The sequence below is a fragment of the Halostagnicola alkaliphila genome (genome assembly GCF_055379965.1).
Genome location: NZ_AP043826.1, coordinates 985,065 through 1,002,744, shown reverse-complemented (window position 1 = coordinate 1,002,744; position 17,680 = coordinate 985,065). Strand labels below are relative to the sequence as shown.

At 61.1% G+C, this 17,680-nt stretch carries 15 protein-coding genes, 2 tRNA genes and 1 other RNA gene; 9 read left to right on the top strand and 9 right to left on the bottom strand.

The features are described from left to right. Positions 1-125: 125 nt before the first annotated feature. Positions 126-229, bottom strand: a tRNA-Asn gene (locus ACZ5C7_RS10120). Between the two features lie 95 nt (positions 230-324). Here ACZ5C7_RS10120 and cca point away from each other — a divergent pair. After that, positions 325-1,827, top strand: a complete 1,503-nt coding sequence (gene cca, locus ACZ5C7_RS10115; RefSeq protein ID WP_464376187.1) for a CCA tRNA nucleotidyltransferase — start codon at positions 325-327, stop codon at positions 1,825-1,827. A gap of 44 nt (positions 1,828-1,871) precedes the next feature. After that, entirely contained in the window at positions 1,872-2,330 is a 459-nt protein-coding gene (locus tag ACZ5C7_RS10110) for a DUF4395 domain-containing protein (protein WP_464376186.1), read from the top strand. Positions 2,331-2,421: 91 nt separating this feature from the next. Here the strand turns inward: ACZ5C7_RS10110 and ACZ5C7_RS10105 are convergent, their stop codons facing one another. From ACZ5C7_RS10105 to ACZ5C7_RS10095, 3 genes are all read right to left on the bottom strand, one after another. Beyond that, complete coding sequence (locus ACZ5C7_RS10105) at positions 2,422-3,435, bottom strand: histone deacetylase family protein (RefSeq protein WP_464376185.1); 1,014 nt, start codon at positions 3,433-3,435, stop codon at positions 2,422-2,424. A 3-nt stretch (positions 3,436-3,438) separates the two neighbouring features. Next, positions 3,439-3,870 carry a histone gene (locus ACZ5C7_RS10100; RefSeq protein WP_464376184.1) on the bottom strand — a complete coding sequence of 144 codons (432 nt, stop codon included), beginning with the start codon at positions 3,868-3,870 and terminating at the stop codon, positions 3,439-3,441. A 64-nt stretch (positions 3,871-3,934) separates the two neighbouring features. Further along, on the bottom strand, positions 3,935-5,383 hold the full coding sequence (locus ACZ5C7_RS10095) for a single-stranded DNA binding protein (protein ID WP_464376183.1): 1,449 nt from the start codon (positions 5,381-5,383) through the stop codon (positions 3,935-3,937). Between the two features lie 292 nt (positions 5,384-5,675). On the opposite strand from ACZ5C7_RS10095, the gene ACZ5C7_RS10090 reads away from it, so the two are divergent. From ACZ5C7_RS10090 to ACZ5C7_RS10080, 3 genes are all read left to right on the top strand, one after another. Next, positions 5,676-5,748, top strand: a tRNA-Arg gene (locus tag ACZ5C7_RS10090). A 981-nt stretch (positions 5,749-6,729) separates the two neighbouring features. Next, positions 6,730-7,929: a type I restriction enzyme HsdR N-terminal domain-containing protein gene (locus ACZ5C7_RS10085; protein WP_464376182.1), complete on the top strand. Its 1,200-nt coding sequence runs from the start codon at positions 6,730-6,732 to the stop codon at positions 7,927-7,929. 275 nt (positions 7,930-8,204) lie between these two features. Further along, a complete protein-coding gene (locus ACZ5C7_RS10080; protein ID WP_464376181.1) occupies positions 8,205-9,107 on the top strand; it encodes an esterase/lipase family protein in 903 nt (300 codons plus the stop codon). A gap of 74 nt (positions 9,108-9,181) precedes the next feature. On the opposite strand, the gene rnpB is transcribed toward ACZ5C7_RS10080, so the two are convergent. After that, positions 9,182-9,618: RNase P RNA component (gene rnpB, locus ACZ5C7_RS10075), an RNA gene on the bottom strand. Positions 9,619-9,720: 102 nt separating this feature from the next. Between rnpB and ACZ5C7_RS10070 the strand changes: the two genes are divergently transcribed. Further along, complete coding sequence (locus ACZ5C7_RS10070; protein ID WP_464376180.1) at positions 9,721-10,323, top strand: TIGR00296 family protein; 603 nt, start codon at positions 9,721-9,723, stop codon at positions 10,321-10,323. Positions 10,324-10,460: 137 nt separating this feature from the next. On the opposite strand, the gene ACZ5C7_RS10065 is transcribed toward ACZ5C7_RS10070, so the two are convergent. The 3 genes from ACZ5C7_RS10065 to ACZ5C7_RS10055 form a co-directional block, all read right to left on the bottom strand. Continuing rightward, positions 10,461-11,621, bottom strand: a complete 1,161-nt coding sequence (locus ACZ5C7_RS10065; RefSeq protein ID WP_464376179.1) for a nicotinate phosphoribosyltransferase — start codon at positions 11,619-11,621, stop codon at positions 10,461-10,463. A 125-nt stretch (positions 11,622-11,746) separates the two neighbouring features. Then, positions 11,747-13,303, bottom strand: coding sequence for an Hvo_1808 family surface protein (locus ACZ5C7_RS10060; protein ID WP_464376178.1), 1,557 nt, complete (start codon positions 13,301-13,303; stop codon positions 11,747-11,749). Further along, positions 13,300-14,952, bottom strand: coding sequence for an Hvo_1808 family surface protein (locus ACZ5C7_RS10055; RefSeq protein WP_464376177.1), 1,653 nt, complete (start codon positions 14,950-14,952; stop codon positions 13,300-13,302). The genes ACZ5C7_RS10060 and ACZ5C7_RS10055 overlap by 4 nt, the downstream gene beginning before the upstream one ends. A 121-nt stretch (positions 14,953-15,073) precedes the next feature. On the opposite strand from ACZ5C7_RS10055, the gene ACZ5C7_RS10050 reads away from it, so the two are divergent. Beyond that, entirely contained in the window at positions 15,074-15,649 is a 576-nt protein-coding gene (locus tag ACZ5C7_RS10050) for a cysteine hydrolase family protein (protein ID WP_464376176.1), read from the top strand. Positions 15,650-15,670: 21 nt separating this feature from the next. Here the strand turns inward: ACZ5C7_RS10050 and ACZ5C7_RS10045 are convergent, their stop codons facing one another. Continuing rightward, positions 15,671-16,591 carry a cation diffusion facilitator family transporter gene (locus ACZ5C7_RS10045; protein ID WP_464376175.1) on the bottom strand — a complete coding sequence of 307 codons (921 nt, stop codon included), beginning with the start codon at positions 16,589-16,591 and terminating at the stop codon, positions 15,671-15,673. Positions 16,592-16,840: 249 nt separating this feature from the next. On the opposite strand from ACZ5C7_RS10045, the gene ACZ5C7_RS10040 reads away from it, so the two are divergent. After that, entirely contained in the window at positions 16,841-17,230 is a 390-nt protein-coding gene (locus ACZ5C7_RS10040; protein ID WP_464376174.1) for a fluoride efflux transporter FluC, read from the top strand. Then, on the top strand, positions 17,227-17,613 hold the full coding sequence (gene crcB / locus ACZ5C7_RS10035) for a fluoride efflux transporter CrcB (protein ID WP_464376173.1): 387 nt from the start codon (positions 17,227-17,229) through the stop codon (positions 17,611-17,613). Before ACZ5C7_RS10040 ends, crcB begins: the two co-directional genes overlap by 4 nt. The last annotated feature ends 67 nt before the right edge of the window (positions 17,614-17,680 follow it).

Sequence of the window (17,680 nt, the reverse complement as noted above, 5' to 3'; positions counted from 1 at the left end):
CGGTCGAGAACGGAGCCGGTTTCAGGTCTTCGGAACGGAAAACGCTCGGGCGGTGTAAACTCCTCGAGGAGAGCAGAGTCTCAAGAACAGCACAGCAGCTCTTCGAAAAGATTCGAAAGAAGAAGCGCCAAAGCCAGGACTCGAACCTGGGACAACCTCGTATCTGCGGCGAACAGGAAACCTGAATCGCCGTAACAGCGAGGTGCTCTACCAACTGAGCTACTTCGGCTCATCTTTACGTACCGGCGGGCATTTGATATGGCTTTCGTTTTGCCCGCCCCGAGTTCGACACCCTTTCACGCGGTGATTGAGTACCCCATCGTGATGACAGCCGAGGACGCCGACCGGGACGGCACGGATCCCGAACGCCTCGAGTCGGACCCAGATGCGACCGAGAGCGGCGACTCGGGGCCCGGTTCGGGTGATTCGACCCTCGAGACCGTCGTCGCTCGAGTCGACGAACGGGTCGACCCCGACGACGACGAGCGGGAAGCGCTCCGCGAAGCCGCCGACACGCTCATCGAACGAGCTGAATCGGCGGCGACCGAGCGCTGTCCCGACGCGGACGTTCTGCAGGTCGGCTCGACGGCTCGAGATACCTGGATCAGCGGCGACCGAGACATCGACATCTTCGTCCGGTTTCCACCCGACCTCGAACGCGACACGCTCGAGGAGTACGGGCTCGAGGTCGGCCACGAGACGCTCCCGGAAGGCCACGAAGAGTACGCCGAACACCCCTACGTCAAGGGTACGTTCGAGGGGTTCGACGTCGACGTCGTCCCCTGTTTCCGACTCGAGTCGGCGACTGAAATCCGGTCCGCAGTAGACCGAACGCCGTTTCACACGCAGTACTTGAACGAACGGCTCGACGACGAACTCGCCGACGAGGTTCGAGTCACGAAACAGTTCGCCAAAGGCATCGGTGTCTACGGGAGCGACCTCCGAACGCGCGGCTTTAGCGGCTACCTCACCGAACTGCTCGTCTGCGAGTACGGCGGTTTTCGACCGCTTCTCGAGGCCGCCAGCGACTGGAACCCGCCGGTTCAGCTCGATCCCGAAGACCACGGAAAGACGCACGAGACGGGGTCGCAGTCCCGGAACAAGGCTGCCGGCGATATCGACTTTCCGTTCGACGACCCGCTCGTCGTCATCGATCCCACCGACCCCGAGCGCAACGTCGCCGCCGTCTGTTCGACCGAAAACGTCGCCCGGTTTCAACACTACGCCCGGGAAGCGCTCGAGTCGCCCCGACTCTCGCTGTTCGAACCCCACGAACCCGCACCACTCGGGGTGGAACTCCTCGAAGAACATATGGCCAAGCGCGGAACGACCCCGGTCGCCGTCCGATTCGACGCCCCGGATCTCGTCGAGGACCAACTCTACCCGCAACTCCGGAAATCACTCGAGGGGATTACCGACAAACTCGACGCTCACGGATTCGACGTGTTTCGCGCAACGACGTTCGCCGACGAAACCGCCGTCGTGTTCGTCGAACTCGCCGTCACCGAACGACCGGCGCTCGAGCGCCACGACGGCCCGCCGGTACACGTCCGCTCCCACGCCGAGGGGTTTTTCGAAGCCTACGCGGACGACCCGGACGCCTACGGCCCGTTCGTCGAGGGAAATCGCTACGTCACGGAACGCAAGCGGGAGTTCACCACCGCCCTGGAGTTTCTCGAGAGCGACCGGCTGCTCGACGTGGGCCTGGGCGCACACGTCGAGACGGCCCTCGAAGACGAATACGACGTGCTCGTCGGCGAGGAAATTGTCGGACTGTTGGCGGAGTTCGATAGAGAACTTTCGCGGTACTACGACCCCCGTCCCTGAGGAATTCTTATACCGTTCGATCCCGTTACGACGTTGAACAGATCGTGTCAGAAATCGATCCGCGAGCGCCACGATTCGGCCAGGCGATAACCGCAGCACTTTCGCTCGGTGCCGTCCTCCTTCAAGAACCCGCGCTCGTGTACGTCGTTGCAACGTTGCTGCTCGTTCCCGCTCTCTCGAGTTGGCGAATCGATCCCTACGGGTTTCTCTGGAAACGAATTGCCCGCTCTCTCGTCGGGCCACCGAAAACGACCGAATCCCCCCTCCCGCATCGATTCGCTCGAGTCGTCGGCGCGGGATTGACGGGGTCGGCAGCTATCCTATTCGTCGTCGCAACAGCGGCCGATCTCGCATCGGCCGGCATCCTTGCTTACGGACTGACGACCGCCGTCGGGTTGTTCGCGGCGCTCGGTGCGACAACCGGATTCTGTCTCGGCTGTCGAATGTACCGTCAGGTGGCGTTCGTTAGGGATCTCGGAGTCCTCTCCTCGCCGAGTGAATGAGAAATTGAAATTGGGTCGGACTACCACCGTCTTGAACCAACAGCGGTGAAATAGTTCGGAAACGACGCGTGCGAAATAGAACGCGGCTCGATCAGTCGTCCAGCCCGTGTGCGACGCGAACGTCCTCGATCACCGACGCCGCGTCGTCGCTCACTTCTCCGCCCGGTTCGATGGGCTCTCGCCCGTCGAACGTCTCGTGGACGAGGGCCACGCTGTCGGCGAGCACCTCGAGCCCGTAGCCGCCCTCGAGAACGAACGCAAGCGCCGCACCGGCGCCGGCGGCGATGGTTCGGAATCGGTCGGTCATGAGCGCGTAGGCCTCTGTCGGGAGTCGAATTCGAGAAATCGGATCGTGACGGTGGGCGTCGAATCCGGCGCTGATGAGCACCAGATCGGGATCGAACGCCTCGAGCGCCTCGGTTACGGGCCCGTCGAGGGCCGCGAGATAGTCCAGTTCATCCGTCCCCGCGGGCATCGGAATGTTCATCGTCGTTCCACTGCCGTCTCCCGTCCCGGTTTCGTCGATTTCGCCGGTACCGGGATACAACCCTTTCTCGTGGATCGACCCGAAGAAGACGTCGCCGTCGTCGTAGAAGATATCCTGCGTGCCGTTTCCGTGGTGGACGTCCCAGTCGAAAACCGCGACGCGCTCGACGTCGTCGTTCGAGTCGATAGCGTACTGGGCGGCGACGGCGACGTTGTTGGCGAAACAAAAGCCCATGGCGTCGTCGGAGACCGCGTGATGGCCCGGCGGACGGCCGATCGAAAACGGCGTTTCCCGACCGTCTGCACCCTCGAGGGCTGCATCCGCCGCCCAACACGCCGAGCCGGCACTTCGACAGATCGCGTTCCAACTCTCTTCGACGGCGGTCGTATCCGGGTCCCAGTTACCGCCGCCGTCCGCACAGAACTCGTCGACCGATTCGACGTATTCTCGATCGTGAACCGCGGCGATCGTTTCGATTGTCGCCGGATCCGGTTCGACGTACTTGACGCCGTGTTTTTTCTTCAGGCGCTCTCGAATCGCCCGGAGACGGTCGGGTGTCTCTGGGTGACGCGGACCAGGGTCGTGTGCGAGACAATCCTCGCTGTAGCCAAATTGCATCGTTTACTCGAACAGCGAGAAGTACGTCTCGATGTCGTCCTCGATGATCGTCCGCCGATCGGCGTGGTGAGCGAGAATCGCCGCCGCGCGCGCAACGTTATCGGCGAAGTCCTCGAGGATATCGGCGAGCGCGATCCGGGCGTCCATCGAGACGCGGTACTTGTCGTCGATCTCGATTCTGGCGATGCGGTCGACCGGCGCGACCGGTAGCTCGAGATCGTCCTTATCGATCACCGTCTCAACCTCGAAATCGGATGCCATGAGTGTTTTGCGTCCATCTGCAATCGCCCGCTCGGCGGCGCCGATCGCGAGTTCGCTCCCGTGTTCCTGAATCCGCTTTGCGAGTTCCTTCGACGCGTCAGCGCTCACCCGAAGATCACCCGCGTTCCGCCGGATGATCGTATCAACCGGAGCGAACGGGAGTTCGACGTTCATGTTTTCATACCCGAAGGTAACTCCCTTAACGCTTTTCCTACCGGCCCGAGACACTCTCGACCCCTCAGAATACGTCGCTCGCCTCGAGACGGCCATCACGGATCACACCTCGGGCAGTAACTTCTTCACCGAGACCCACATCGGTGTTTGTCTCGACGCTCATTGTCGTTTCGCCGTCATCGAGAACGACGGGACTTCCGGCCTGCACGACGACGCCAGTGAACTCCGTCTCCTCACCCTCGCCGCTCTCGGCGTCAGCAGTTTTGGATTCGGGCGTTTCAGTAATTTCCTCACCGCCGCTTTCGCTCCCCGTCTCGCTCTCGTCCGAGCTGTCATCCCCGGCATCAGCGAACGACGACAGACCGGCCGACTCGGCGTCGGTCGATTCGGCCGAATCCGACCCTCCCTCGCTGGAGTCGAGCACGGTTATCGTCGACCGCCAGCCGGCCGACGCCTCGAGGTCGTCCTGCCAGCCGTCCTGAATTTCGACATCCGCGAGCGCGACTTCGTCGCCTGGTCCGATGTCAAGGTCCGCTTTGTCGCCCCACATCGCGACTCGAATGTCGCCCGTCGCATCTTGAACGCGGATATTTCGAACCTGGCCCTCGGAGCCGTCGTCCCGATCGAACGTCCGCTTTGGATCCGCGGAGCGAACGACGCCCGCAATGTCGACCACCTGGTCGATCTCGAGCGATTCGATCGACGTGGTTTCGGGGACGTACTCGACATCCTCGTCGACCTCCTCGAGCGCCCCGCGGTTTCCGACGTGGAGTTCGAGATTGCCGTCACGTTCGCGAACGTAGCCATCGACGACCTCAACCGTATCATCCGCCTCGAGTTCGTCCGCACGGTCCGCTTGCTCGTCCCAGAGCGTAATGCGAATACGTCCGGTTTCGTCGCCGAGCGTGAGATTCGAGACTTTTCCTTCGGAGCCGTCGTCGCGGTCGAACGTGCGCACGGTGTCCGTGTCGAGAACCTTCCCGACGAGATTGACGTTCGAGATCCCGAGAGAGAGGTTTTCGACGGTATGGACATCCGAAACTTGCACGTCGACTTCGGTGTCGTCGTCCGGCTCGAGATCGTCGACGCTGATTTCGACGCCGTTGAACCCTTCCTTCGGTCGGCCTTTGATTCGAAGCACCTGTCCCTCCTCGAGTTGCTCGATCGCGGCCTCGGCGTGGTCGTCCCATAACGAGGCTCTGACGGCTCCGGTTTCGTCCGCGACGTCGACGTTGACGACGCGACCGTCCTCGTCCTCGCCGTCGCGTTCGAACGTCCGCAGTTCGCCGATGCTCGTTACCTTGGCGACGAACTTCGCTTCCTCCATTCCCGGTTCGATATCCGCGACGCCGCCGACCTCGCTTTCGCCGACCTCGTGAGCGATGAGCATCGCTGCCGTCTCCTCGTCCGCGAGCCCACCCATCTGCTCGACTTTCTCCTCGACAGCCTCGCGAAACTCCTCGAGCGAGACGTCCGCCTCGAGGTCTTCGTAAACCCCCTCGATGTCGCTCATTCTACTCTGAACCATGCATAGCCCGCGCATAAGCGTTGTCCATTCGCCCGGTCACGGCGCCGTCGCTGCTGGTGGAAACCGCGTCTTTCCGGAGCGCTGGATCCCAACTCAAGGGGATCGGTTCTGCGGTCATGCTCGGTTCTGGTTCGGGATAGTATATAAACCTCCGGCGGCTGATCGCGGCGTCGAACGGCAGCGTGTTCAGCAGGGCGTGTGATGTGTTCTCGAGAATCTGGCGCAGAGAGCGGGGTTTCGAAAGGGCTTTAACTTACACGGCGGTACGTTGAGTTGAGTCCTGGTAGGGTAGTGGACTATCCTCTTGGCTTGCGGAGCCAGGGACCGGAGTTCAAATCTCCGTCAGGACGTTTCTGTCGACACCAAACCGTGAGCGAAGCGAGCGGCTGGTGTCGACGAAACTCCAATGCGGAGATTTGAACACGGGAGTCGCAGCCCGCACAACCGAGCGAAGCGAGGTGAGCAGGACCGTCTCTCACCTGTTCAAATCTCCGTCAGGACGCTCACTTATCACGGGCGCTTCGCATTGCTCAGCGCCCGCTCTTGCGTTCGGTCCTGACGTGCCTTACGCTCGCTATGCTCGCGTAAGACTCCGTCAGGACGTTTCTCTGTAGCACAACATGACGAGCGAAGCGAGCGGCTGGTGTCGACGAAACTCCAATGCGGAGATTTGAACACGGGAGTCGCAGCCCGCACAACCGAGCGAAGCGAGGTGAGCAGGACCGTCTCTCACCTGTTCAAATCTCCGTCAGGACGCTACGGGCTATTCCCGGTCCGATCACGATTAAGACAATTAGTACTACCATAGAATATGACGAGAGCCAACCAGAACCAATTCCGACACCAGACACATCGAACGAGACGCGGTTCAATCCTGAGGAGGTTAAATATGAGAGAGACTAGGGCTGACCCTTTTGTTTGGCAGCCACGTCAGAGATTCAGCATGGTTGCGAAACACTTCCAAGCTTGAAACTTGTTATATACGGAGCAGGCGCAATACCACGTCAAACGTTCCACTCCTCTCTCATGTATGTCTGAACAGCACCACCCACACAATTCCAACAAGGCTCGTAGGTACTTGCTGCTTGACGAAGCGACATTACGTCTCGTCGTTCTCCAGCGCATTCCAGAGATAGATGGAACATGTGTGATGATTCGCTAACATACACCTGTTCGTCGCCAGTGACAGTCAGAGCCTCCAGTCCTCCTCAAAGGATTTGATCTCATTTTCTTCTATGTTCATCATGGATTCTATCGTTATTACTTGCTACAGACGACCATTTCGGATCCCACCTGATTATATGTATTTGGTATTCCAACCACTGACACATATGGACTCGAATAAGGTGGCGGAGTACGTCGAGCGATCACAACAGTTGCTCGAGGCCTCTCCACAAATGAACGAGCAAAACACCAAAGTTCGACTCGTTCAACCGCTGCTCGAACTTCTCGGATGGGATCTGTACTCAACAGAGGTTGAACTCGAGTACACGGTTCCGATGGCATCTCGAAGTACACATGTTGACTACGCCCTTCTCGTCGGTGACTCTCCAGTGGTTTTTGTCGAAGCAAAGGCGGCCAACGCAAGCCTCAGCTCGCAGCATGTCACGCAACTCAAGAGCTACATGCGACAGGAACTCGACGTGGACTGGGGTATTCTCACGAACGGGAAGGAGTTCGAGGTCCTCACCAAAGACCAACACAGCAACGGTGGCGAGGAGGTGTCGGTGGTTCAATTCGATCTCGACGATCTCGCCGAGAACCCGGATGTGCTGGAGTTGCTTTCGAAGGAGGCGATCCGATCCGGGAAGGCAGACGAGATTGCTGGTCAGGTAGCACAGACGAACGAGGCGATCCGGTATCTCAACCAGAACGAGGACGACGTAACAGAGACGGTGAGTTCGGCAGTAAAACACGAACTCGGAGATGTTCCTCTGGATCTGGAAGAACAGTCTCGAGATTTCGTTCAGAATTTGGTTTCGGCGCTTCGAGAACAACGTCAGTTCGTTAGCGAAGATCCTCCGACAGGAACAGGAGCTGATGAACCACCAACGAGTCCACCAAGGGTAGAACCTAATGAGGATGATGAACTACAGCCTCGTCAGAACAGCGTCGTCGGAACTATTTCTCGTGACGAGATCGATGGTGACGAAGATGCAACAGTCGCAATCTATGCTTCTAAAGAATCTGGTCTCACTTTTTTAAAGGAGAACGCAGCATGGGCCTTCGTCAGGGTGGGACGAGATATGGATTACATTGCGATGTATATCACAGGCGGTGAGAGCGTCGTCAAATACTTCGCAGAGGTTGATGAGATTGTAGATCCGGAGGAGGCAGACTTAGAGCGCGATCCGTTAGATTATCTGGATAGAGATTACGTTGGAGAAGGAAAGAAAGTGATCGAATTCCAAGATGATACGTTCTATGAACTGGAAGACCCGATACCGTACGAGTCGAAGTATCCACAGTCTCGTCGTGATACAACCCTTGGTAAGGTGAGAGAGGCAGAAACAACTGACGACCTTTTTTAGTCACGTAGAGTGTGAGTTTCGGTTTGGGTAGCCCGGAAAATAGCGGTTCTGAATTTTATGAGAAGATCTGATCAGCGGACAATCGCTTCCTTAGGGCTGGTCTCAAAACACTCTTGGTAAATCATGAAAACCGAGGAAACTCGGGATGTGAAGGAACAGAGTCCCCGATCTCGTTGTAATCGCATTTTAGATACGAGACCGGAACGTGCCTGCAGGGAGCGTACCTGTGTTCGGTTCCGACGCTCAACCGGTCAGTACTGTGATCGGGTGAGCACATGAGCAACGATAATTCGGACACAGCGGGCGAAACGGACGGAAACGAATCGGGATCGGTGGCGACGAATCGACGACGGATGCTTCGAGCAACAACGATCGCGACGACCGGTGCAATCGGACTCGCCGGGACGACTGGATCCGCCTCTGCGACCGGGTTCACGGGATGTGACGATTGGGAAGAAGCACCCGCGGAGTACCCCGAAATCGATCTCACTACCGGGAACCCGACGGCGGCGAACTTCGACGACCTCGAGGACGAGTCGGAACTCGTGGTTTTCGTCCACGGCTGGCTCGGTCTCGAGACGAGCACGGACCAGGCGTACACGCTCGAGCAAGCCTTCGAAGAGAACGAGTACGACGCACCGGTGGTCGCGGCGTCGTGGGAGGCGGACACGCGAAACTACTGGCGCGCGGAGAACAGGACCGAGACGGCCGGCCAGCGCCTCGTATCGTGGCTCGAGACCGGTCGCGTGGATCTCGAGGAGACGACGGTTCGGCTGGTGGGTCACTCACTCGGCGGGCGGGTCTGTCTCGAGACGCTCACCGCGTTAGGTGGCGAGGCGACCGTCGAGACCGTCGCACTCGTCGGCACCGCCGCGGACGACGATTCGGTCTGTACGGACGGCTCGTACGCCTACGGCATCGACGCCAGCGCAGAAGACGTCTCCAACTACCACTCCGAAAACGACGACAGCGTCTGCTACGGCTACGACCTCCAATCGCTCTCGAGCGGCCTCGGCTGTGGCGGTGCCGACTGTAGCGGCGGCCTGCTCGGCGACGACAGCGGTTCGACGCCGGAGAACTACACTGACGTGGACGTGACCGACGAGGTCGACGACCACTGTGCGTACACGAAACCCGAGAGCGGCTGCGTTTCTCGGATCGTCGACGGCTTCGAGTGATGAGCGATCCGCCGCCGTCGGCAGATCGCACCGTCTCGAAACTGTGCAATGTCGTCACTCGAAGGTACAAAATTGGGTGAGAGGAATAAGCCCCCTTCTGTTCATCCCGGCATTCGGCTGAGCGTTCGCGTCGCCCGCTCTCGCGGCGCGTTCGGGCTACCAGCGACGCGAACTTGCACCGGTGAGGATTCGCCGTTCCATCGCTCCTCGGCCGTCGACAGCCGATCGCATCGAGCGATCTGCGATTTCGAATCGCATTTACCAGCTGTCTACCCTCTGCGGGTTCGCTCCCCTTCCTCTCGGTCGGGTTCGCACGCATCATCGGTCGGGCCGAGACGTGTCGTTTCTGTTCCAGAGCCAGCGGTCTCCCGCTCCGGATTTGCATCCGGTCACCCGCCCGAACGGTGGGGGGACTTTCCTCGCGGGCGCGACCCGACCTCGAGGGACGGATCGCGTTGGACAGCCGACTCGTCGCCGGGTCGGCCGCCGCGGCAGCCAGGCTCTCTCTCCCACGTATCGTAGGAGTGGGGGCCGAATAAGTCCCTCGGTTGGCAACAATCACCGGATTTCTGAATGGAAGCGCTTTAGGGGCTCAACATACATGTACATTTGTATGTCCCAGCGACAGGGCGTCGACCTTTCCTACGAAGACGGTGCACGTGCGGCCGAACTCGCACGAGAATCCGTCGAGTCTTTCGTACTCAACGGTCAACGAGAACATCCAGGTAGCATGCGAGAAGCGTTCTATGAGCGAACGGGCGCGTTCGTCCGCCTCGAGTCGACTCGAGGCCGCGGAAGCCTCCGCGGCTGTGCCGGCGGCTACCGATCTGATGATCAGCTCGGACACGTCATCGTCGACGCGGCGATCGAAGCTGCGAGCGACGATTCGTGCGGGTCCGAGGTTACTCCCTCCGAACTCGACAACCTCACCGTTTCGGTGTGTACCGTCAAAAACGTACTGCTCACTGACGATCCGCTCGCCGATATCGAGCTCGGAAGCCACGGCGTCGCCGTCGACGGCGGCGGTAAAAGCGGCTGGCTCTACCCGACCGTTCCCGTCCAGAACGACTGGAGCGAGCGCGAGTACCTCGACCGAGCGTGTCGGAAAGCCCGACTCCCGCCGACGGCGTGGCAGGACGACGACATCGTCGTCACGCTCTTCGAAGGCCAAGTCTTCCGCGAGCGCGAAGCCGACGGAAGCGTCGAGCAGGTATAATCGGCGACCGAATTCTCAGCGAAATCCCGCCTCGGGAGCCGGCGGCTTCTCGGTTCCGCTCGAGTGAAATCGCATAACGGTGGACGACACTGAAAGCGAGAGTGATGCGGTAAGAAAGACAACCACTGACAGCCGTGTTACTCCGCTGGCTCTCCGAACCCGACCGCCTCCGCATCCTCGAGACAGCGTTCGCTCGCCGCCTCGAGATCGGGTTCTCGGACGATCTCGCCGTCTCGAACGAGCGGCTCGAGGAGCGCGTTGCCGTCCTCGGGAGCGTCGCCGTCCGCGAGCGAGACGTGGTGGCCACCCTCCGGGGTCCGATAGACGTCTTTGACGCCCGAGAGCTTGCCCCGCTTCGAGACGGGTTCACCCTCGAGTTCGACGATATCGAGGCTGAAATCGAGCGGATCCCTGTTCGTGATGTGGCTTCCGACGCCGAATCCGTCGGCGACGTCGCGGAGGTTTCGGATCGAAGCCGGACCGATGCCGCCGCTACAGAAGATGTCGACATCTTCGAAGCCTCGAGCGTCGAGTTCCCAGCGGATCTCGCGAACGATGTGTCGGAAGTCGCCGCGGCGGGAACCGGTGGTATCGAGGCGGACGCCGTCGAGTCGGTCGCCGAGCGTGTCCGCGGCGAGCAGCGTTTCGCTCTTTTCGTCCCAGAAGGTATCCGTCAGCGCGATTCGAGGAACGTCTTCGGGGACCGCCTCGTCGAAGGCTTCCCACGCGTCGGCCTGATTCCCTTCGCCAAAGGCGAACATGAGCGCGTGGGGCATCGTTCCGCTGGCTTCGCGCTCGAGCAATTCCCCCGCGGCGACATGCGAAAAGCCGTCGAAGCCGGCGAGCAACGCGGCGCGTTCGACCGTGGTCGCGATCGATGGGTGAACGTGACGAGCGCCGAAGGAGAGCAGCGTCGAATCGGGTGCGGCGAATCGAGCCTCGAGCGCCGCGGTCGCGAAGCCGCTCGGCTGGGAGAGAAAGCCGAGCAGTGCGGTCTCGAGTTCGGCGAACTCGAGGTAGGGGCCTTCGATTCGGGCGACGGGACCGCCGTCGAAGAGCTGTCCGTCAGACAGGGCGTCGATATCGACGGCTCGTCCCTCGAACAGCGTTGCAACGTCGGCGATGCCGGTGAGGACCGAAAAGTCACCGGTCGGGAATTGATCTGCGGTCACTTCGGCGACGACGCGGGGATTTTTTCCCGCGTGTTCGAGGGTGGTCTGCGTCCGGTCGAAGTAGGCGTCGGTCGCAGTGCCCTCGAGAATCGCCTCCGCTGTGACGGTCTCGAACGGATTCGACATACCCTCGCTTTCCGACGGAAGGCGAAAAAGCTACCCGTCTGTCGGTGCCGTCGGAGAGCGATTCGCCGATCGTGCGTGAAGTCCGGCGACCTTGTGAGAAGGGGGGCGATTCCGATACGGCCAAGTTATCCCGGAGATGGCACGACTGCCAACGACGATTGAACAGCGGGTGATATCGCGGCACTCGAGACCGAACCGACATCGTGTACTTCAACGAGTTCGCCGACAGTCGGCGCGGCGACGATTTCGACCCGTTCGTCGACGACGGTGACGTGATACGCGCCCTCGAATGGCCCGTCGTCAATCTGGTACGTTTGACCGGCGGGTTCCACTACCGGTGATTCTTCCGTACCGGTCTCCACCGCGTCGTGGTTCTCGAGGAGTTCGACATAGGCGTCGGCGAAGCGCTCGGCGTCGTCGCTGCTCTCCCACTCGAGGTGCCAGACGTGGCCGAGTCGGTCCTCATCGGCGTCTCGGTCCTGATACGCGACGAAGCTGTCGCCGGCCCAGCCGTCGGTCGCCGGGTGGGAATAGTTGTACGGTGAGAGAGGCGTGGTTCCGTCACTCTCCGCATCTCGCACGCCACTTCCGACACCCTCGTCGAGCGGACGATCGATAACGCCGTTAGCCCACAGCGAGGCGAATAGCGTCGCTTCGCCGACGGTCTCGACGCGGGGTTCGCCGTCGTCGTCCGTCGCTGGCTCCCAGTTCGCACTCGAGCGGTCCGGAACCTCGAGATCGACCGGCTCGATGTCGGGATACAGTTCGGGATGGATAACCTGCGACGTGCTCGCGGGACGATTTTCGTAGGCTTCGTCGACGGCTTCCCAGCCGTGGCGTTCGTGGAGGGACTCGACGAACGTCGGGCCCTCGGAGTACGGCGCGTATATCGAGAGAAAGAGCCCGAGATTCGAGGGGTGGCCGGCCGGTTCGTCCGGCCCGTCGGGCTGGTCGGACGGAGTCCTATCGGGGAGACACTCCCATTCCGAGCCACAGCGCTGGTCGTACAGGTGCGGAACGTAGTTGGCCTCACCCTCGATGAGCGCGTTTTCGGCTCGTTGCTCGTCGACGGTTTCAGCCTCCCGCTCGAGTCCGAACTGTTGGTCCTGCAAGGCGTGGACGAGTTCGTGGACCAGCGTCGTTCGATCGATCTCGATTTCGTCGGTGTCGTCGGTGACGATGACGATCCGGTCGGCGCTGTAATAGCCTTGCACGGAGTCCCCGTAGAGGTCGTCAAGCGCGTCGTTGACATCTGTCTCCCCGCCGACGACGAACGCGCCGCGCCAGAGTTCGTTGGTCGCGGGGGACGCGGGCTCCGAGGTGCCGATCACACTGGATCGCTCGCGGAACTCCTCGCGACTGAGGACCTCGACCTCGACGTCGTGTTCGAACTTGTGTTCTCGAACGACCTCTATCCGGGCCATCGATCGGTACGTGACGGACTCGAGTTCGTCTTCAGTGAGCGCCGCCGGATCGCCGATCTCGAGGATGTCGTCGTGAGCGTACTCCCCGACGTATCCCAGGTCTCGATCCGTGTCGAACTCCTCGGGTCCGCTGGATCCGAACGGGAGCGTACAGCCGGAGAGAACGACCAAGACGGCTATCGCGACCAATCCGAGTCGCCGCGAACGTGAGGGAGATCTCGAGCGTGACGACCGCCCTGCTCCCGTCAGTTCAGTCATCGAGAAACACGAGCGACGAGCACACCGACCAGTAACGCCACCAGTACCACAGCGACGCCGAATCCGGGTACCGGCTCGGCGCTACTCGTCTCGTTTTCGTCCGAGTCCTCCGCGTCGGATTCGTTATCCGTCTCCGCGTCGGTCGTATTTTCGTCGAAGTCGAGCGTATCCTCGCCCGTCGGAGCGGCCTCGGCGTCGAGTTCCGAGAGTTCCCCGACGGACGGAGCACGGACGATAGTCACGCTCTCGCCGTCGTGGTCGACGAAGTAGGCTCCCGGATAGCCGGTTTCGTCGTCGATCTCGAACGTATCCTGATAGTCGTCGACCGCCTCCGCATCGTGGATATCGAGGAGTTCGAGGTACCCGTCGAGGAACTGCTCGGCGTCGGTCTCGGACTCCCACTCGGTCTGCCAGACGTAACCGCTGTCCTCGATCGAGTCGTTTTCGCCGACGTAGGTGACGAGTTCGTCGCCGGCCCAGCCGTCGGTGTAGTCGTGATCGTACTCGATCCCCGCGATTTCGCCGAACGGCCCGTCGGGGAGTAACTCGTTGACGTCGATCACCGACTCCCCGCCGTCGAGTCCGTCGGCGGCGAACATCGCGACCAGCGTCGCCTCGCCGACGGAATCGTTGGCGACTTCGCCGTCGGCCTCGTGCTGGCTCCAGTTTCCGCTCGAGCGATCCTCGATCTCGATATTCCGCGGCTCACGTTCCTCGCCGGGGCGGATCACTTCGGACGTACTCGCCGGCGGATCGTCGTACGCGACGTCGACTGCGTCCCAATCGTACGCTCCCTCGCTCCCGTCGCGTTCCTCGAGGAGCGAGTCGACGTAGTCGGGACCATCGTCGTAGGGGAAAAACGTCGTGAGGTAGAGTCCCCAGTTGATCGCTGGCGGCTCCTCGGGTTGGCCGTCGGATGGAAGGGTACACACCCATTCCTCCCCGCAGCGGTCCTCGTATTCGGTCTCGACCCAGACCGCGTCACCTTCGATCAGGCCGTTCTTCGCGTTATCCTGATCCTGCGTCTCGCGGTCGTAACTCGTCAGGTCGAAGTGTTGATCCTGCAGGGCGTGGAGCAGTTCGTGACCGAGCGTGATCTCGTTCAACTCGGGCTCGTCGGGGTTGTCGGAGACGATGACGATTTCGTCCGTCTCTGGATCGTAGTAGCCGGCGACCGAGCCGTCGTACAGGGCCTCGTGTTCGCCGATGGCGTCGGTCTGGCGGTCGGCCATGAACAGCGCCTCGAGTCGAACGTTCTCGTGGAGTTGTTCGTCAGCATCGGGATCGGCCATCATCGCGTCGTCTTGGTTCTGAAACTCCTCGCGGGAGATGACCTCGACCGAGACATCGTCCTGGAACGTCAACCCGCGAATCGTCTCTACTCGAGCCATCGATCGGCTGATAACGTCGTCGAGGTCGTCGTCGGCGACCGTCGCATCGTCGCTCTCGTCGACGGAAAGCTCGTCGTCGTACCAGTAGCCGTCGACGTACCCGACGGTGTCTTCCGTCGACGGATTGTCGGGCCGGTCCTGTGTCGGATTGTCGCCGATCGACAGGAGGGGGAATCCCGCACCGGCGACCACAACTAACAGCGAGACTATCGAAAGGACGAGGACGACACCGAGCACCCGCGTTCGCGTCGGCTTCATTCGAGACAGATACACTGTCGTTAGCAAGCGAGTGTGAAAAGCACGATGGTCAGAGCGAGCGCACCGGAGCCAGAACAGAACCGGCGTGAACGTTTTTACGACCATTCGCCTAGAACCGAGTATGAATCTCGAGCCAGACAGCACCGCGGTTGTCGTGGTCGACATGCAAAACGCGTTCTGTCACCCCGACGGTTCGTTGTACGCGCCGGGGAGCGAATCGGTTATCGAGCCCATCGTGAATTTGGTTTCGCGGGCCCGCGAGGCGAACACACAGATCGTCTACACGCGCGACGTTCACCCTCCCGAACAGTTCGAAGACGCCCACTACTACGACGAGTTCGAGCAGTGGGGAGAGCACGTCCTCGAGGGATCGTGGGACGCCGAACTCGTCGACGAACTCGCGGTCGAGGACGGCGATCACGTCGTCGAAAAACACACCTACGACGCGTTCCACCGGACCGAACTCGAAGGCTGGTTGAACGCCCACGGAATCGACGACCTGGTACTCTGTGGCACGCTCGCGAACGTCTGCGTGCTCCACACGGGCGGCAGCGCCGGGCTTCGAGACTTCCGTCCGATCATGGTCGAAGATTGTATCGGCGCGATCGAAGAAGACCACCGCGAGTACACGTTAGATCACGCCGAGTGGCTGTTCGGAGAAGTTATCGAGAGCGACGAACTCGAGTTCGGGCGGTAACTCCTATTCCGTTTTCGGCGCTTACGTTCCGTTGGCGTGCCGCCGATCCGACTGGTCTTTCCACTCGCCGATACCCGACGGATCGAGGTGGACGTGTGCGTCCCCGACATCCTCGAGATTCCGAAGGTCGTCGACGAGATCCGACTCGATATCGTGGGCCTGTCGAAACGGCATGTTGCCGTCGACCTCGACGTGGACTTCGACCTCGAGGACGGTGCCGTCGTAGTAGACGGTCAGATCGTGGACGCCCTCGACGTCGGGGTGAGCGCGCAGGGTTTCGGTGATCCGCTCGCGCTGTTCGGGCGTTCCCGCCGCGCCGACGAGATACCCGAGGTTTTCGCGGCCGATACTGACACCCTGTGAGATAACGAGTATGCTCACGAGTCCGCCGGCGATGGGGTCGAGCATGGGGAAGCCGAACAGAATGCCGACGACGCCGACGAGCGCGGCGATGGAGGTGTAGATGTCGTTGAGACAATCAGTCGCCAGCGCCGCAAGGGCCGTCGACCCGATGTCGGCGTTGATGTATTCGGTATACCGATAGACGAGGTACATATCGGCGATCGCAAAGAGGAGCGCGCCGAACAGCAAGTAACTGAACGTGACGTCAGCTCGCCAGTTAATGATGCCCTCGAGGGAGCTATAGAGTAGATTGAGCCCGAGCAAGGCGATCACCGCGCCGACGAACAGCGCCGTGAGCGGCTCGATCCGTTCGTGTCCGTGGGGGTGGGTGTCGTCGGGTTCGTCGAACGAGCTTCGACCCCAGATGAGCACGACGACGCTCGCGATGAGATCCGCGATCGAGTGGGCGGCGTCGGCGATCAACGCGATGCTCCCGAACAGCAGGCCTGCGGCGCCCTCAACGACGATCTTCACCGCGTTGCCGAGGACGTTGGCCCACGAGGCTCTCGTGAATCCGCGACGGTCCGAGTCGCCGTCCATACTCGGTTTAGAGCCAGTCTAAACTTGGGTCTTTCCGTTCGTCGTGCCGGACGTTGGAAGAGGTGCAACCCACCGGCCGGTTTCTTTCCACAAATCTCTTTGTATCCCCCTGAGAATGCCGGAACAACCGGGCGATGGGGCCCGCCTGATCCAACCGCCGGTCGTACTCGCGAACGAGACACCGACGATCTCGGCGCACGTCGACGACACCGACTGCCGGCTGACGGTCCCTGTTTCGATCACTCAGCCATGGCAACGGATCACCCACTCGTTCGACTCGAGACGCTCGCACTGATCGGCATCGGCGGCTTCGCCGGCTCGAACCTCCGGTTTTTCGCCCTCGGACAGCTCTCGGATGTACAGGCGGTCCTGCTCGTCAACGTCCTCGGAAGCCTCGCGCTCGGGTTTTTACTGTACGAGGCGAAGTACTCGGGGCTCGTCGACCAGCGATCGCGGATGCTGTTTACGACCGGGTTTCTCTCGTCGCTGACGACCTACAGCACGTTCGCCCTCCAGACGGCGATGGCGAGCGAGCCGCTGGTGATGATCGGAATCGTCGCCGGAAACTACGGGATCGGGTTCGTCGGCGTCCTCGGCGGCCGCGAACTCGCGCGGCTGGTCCGGGGTGAAGAGTCGTGAGCTGGCTCATCGAACCCGCGTTCGCCCTCGATCCGGAACCCGCTCACATCGTCGGCACCGGCGGCGCAATCGGTGCGCTCTTGCGACACTGGGTCTATCTGCACGCCTCCTGGGAAGAGTTCCCGGCGGCGACGCTGACCGTGAACGTGGTCGGGAGTTTCGTCTTCGCGCTGGCGACCTTCGCGGGCGCGAGCGAGTCGCTCGTTCAGCTGATCGGGATCGGAATCTGCGGGTCGTTTACGACGTTCTCGTCGTTTTCGGTCGAAACCGTACAACTTTGGGAGCGCGGCGACCGACGACTCGCGGTTATCAACGCCGTCGCGAATCTCCTGGTTTCGCTCGCCGCTATCGGTCTCGCATGGGTTCTCGTTTCGGTCGTGTGACCGACGACCCGCGGCGGCCCGAGTCGCGTTCAGCCTCGAGAACCGGACATTCATACAGTTTTTTTCG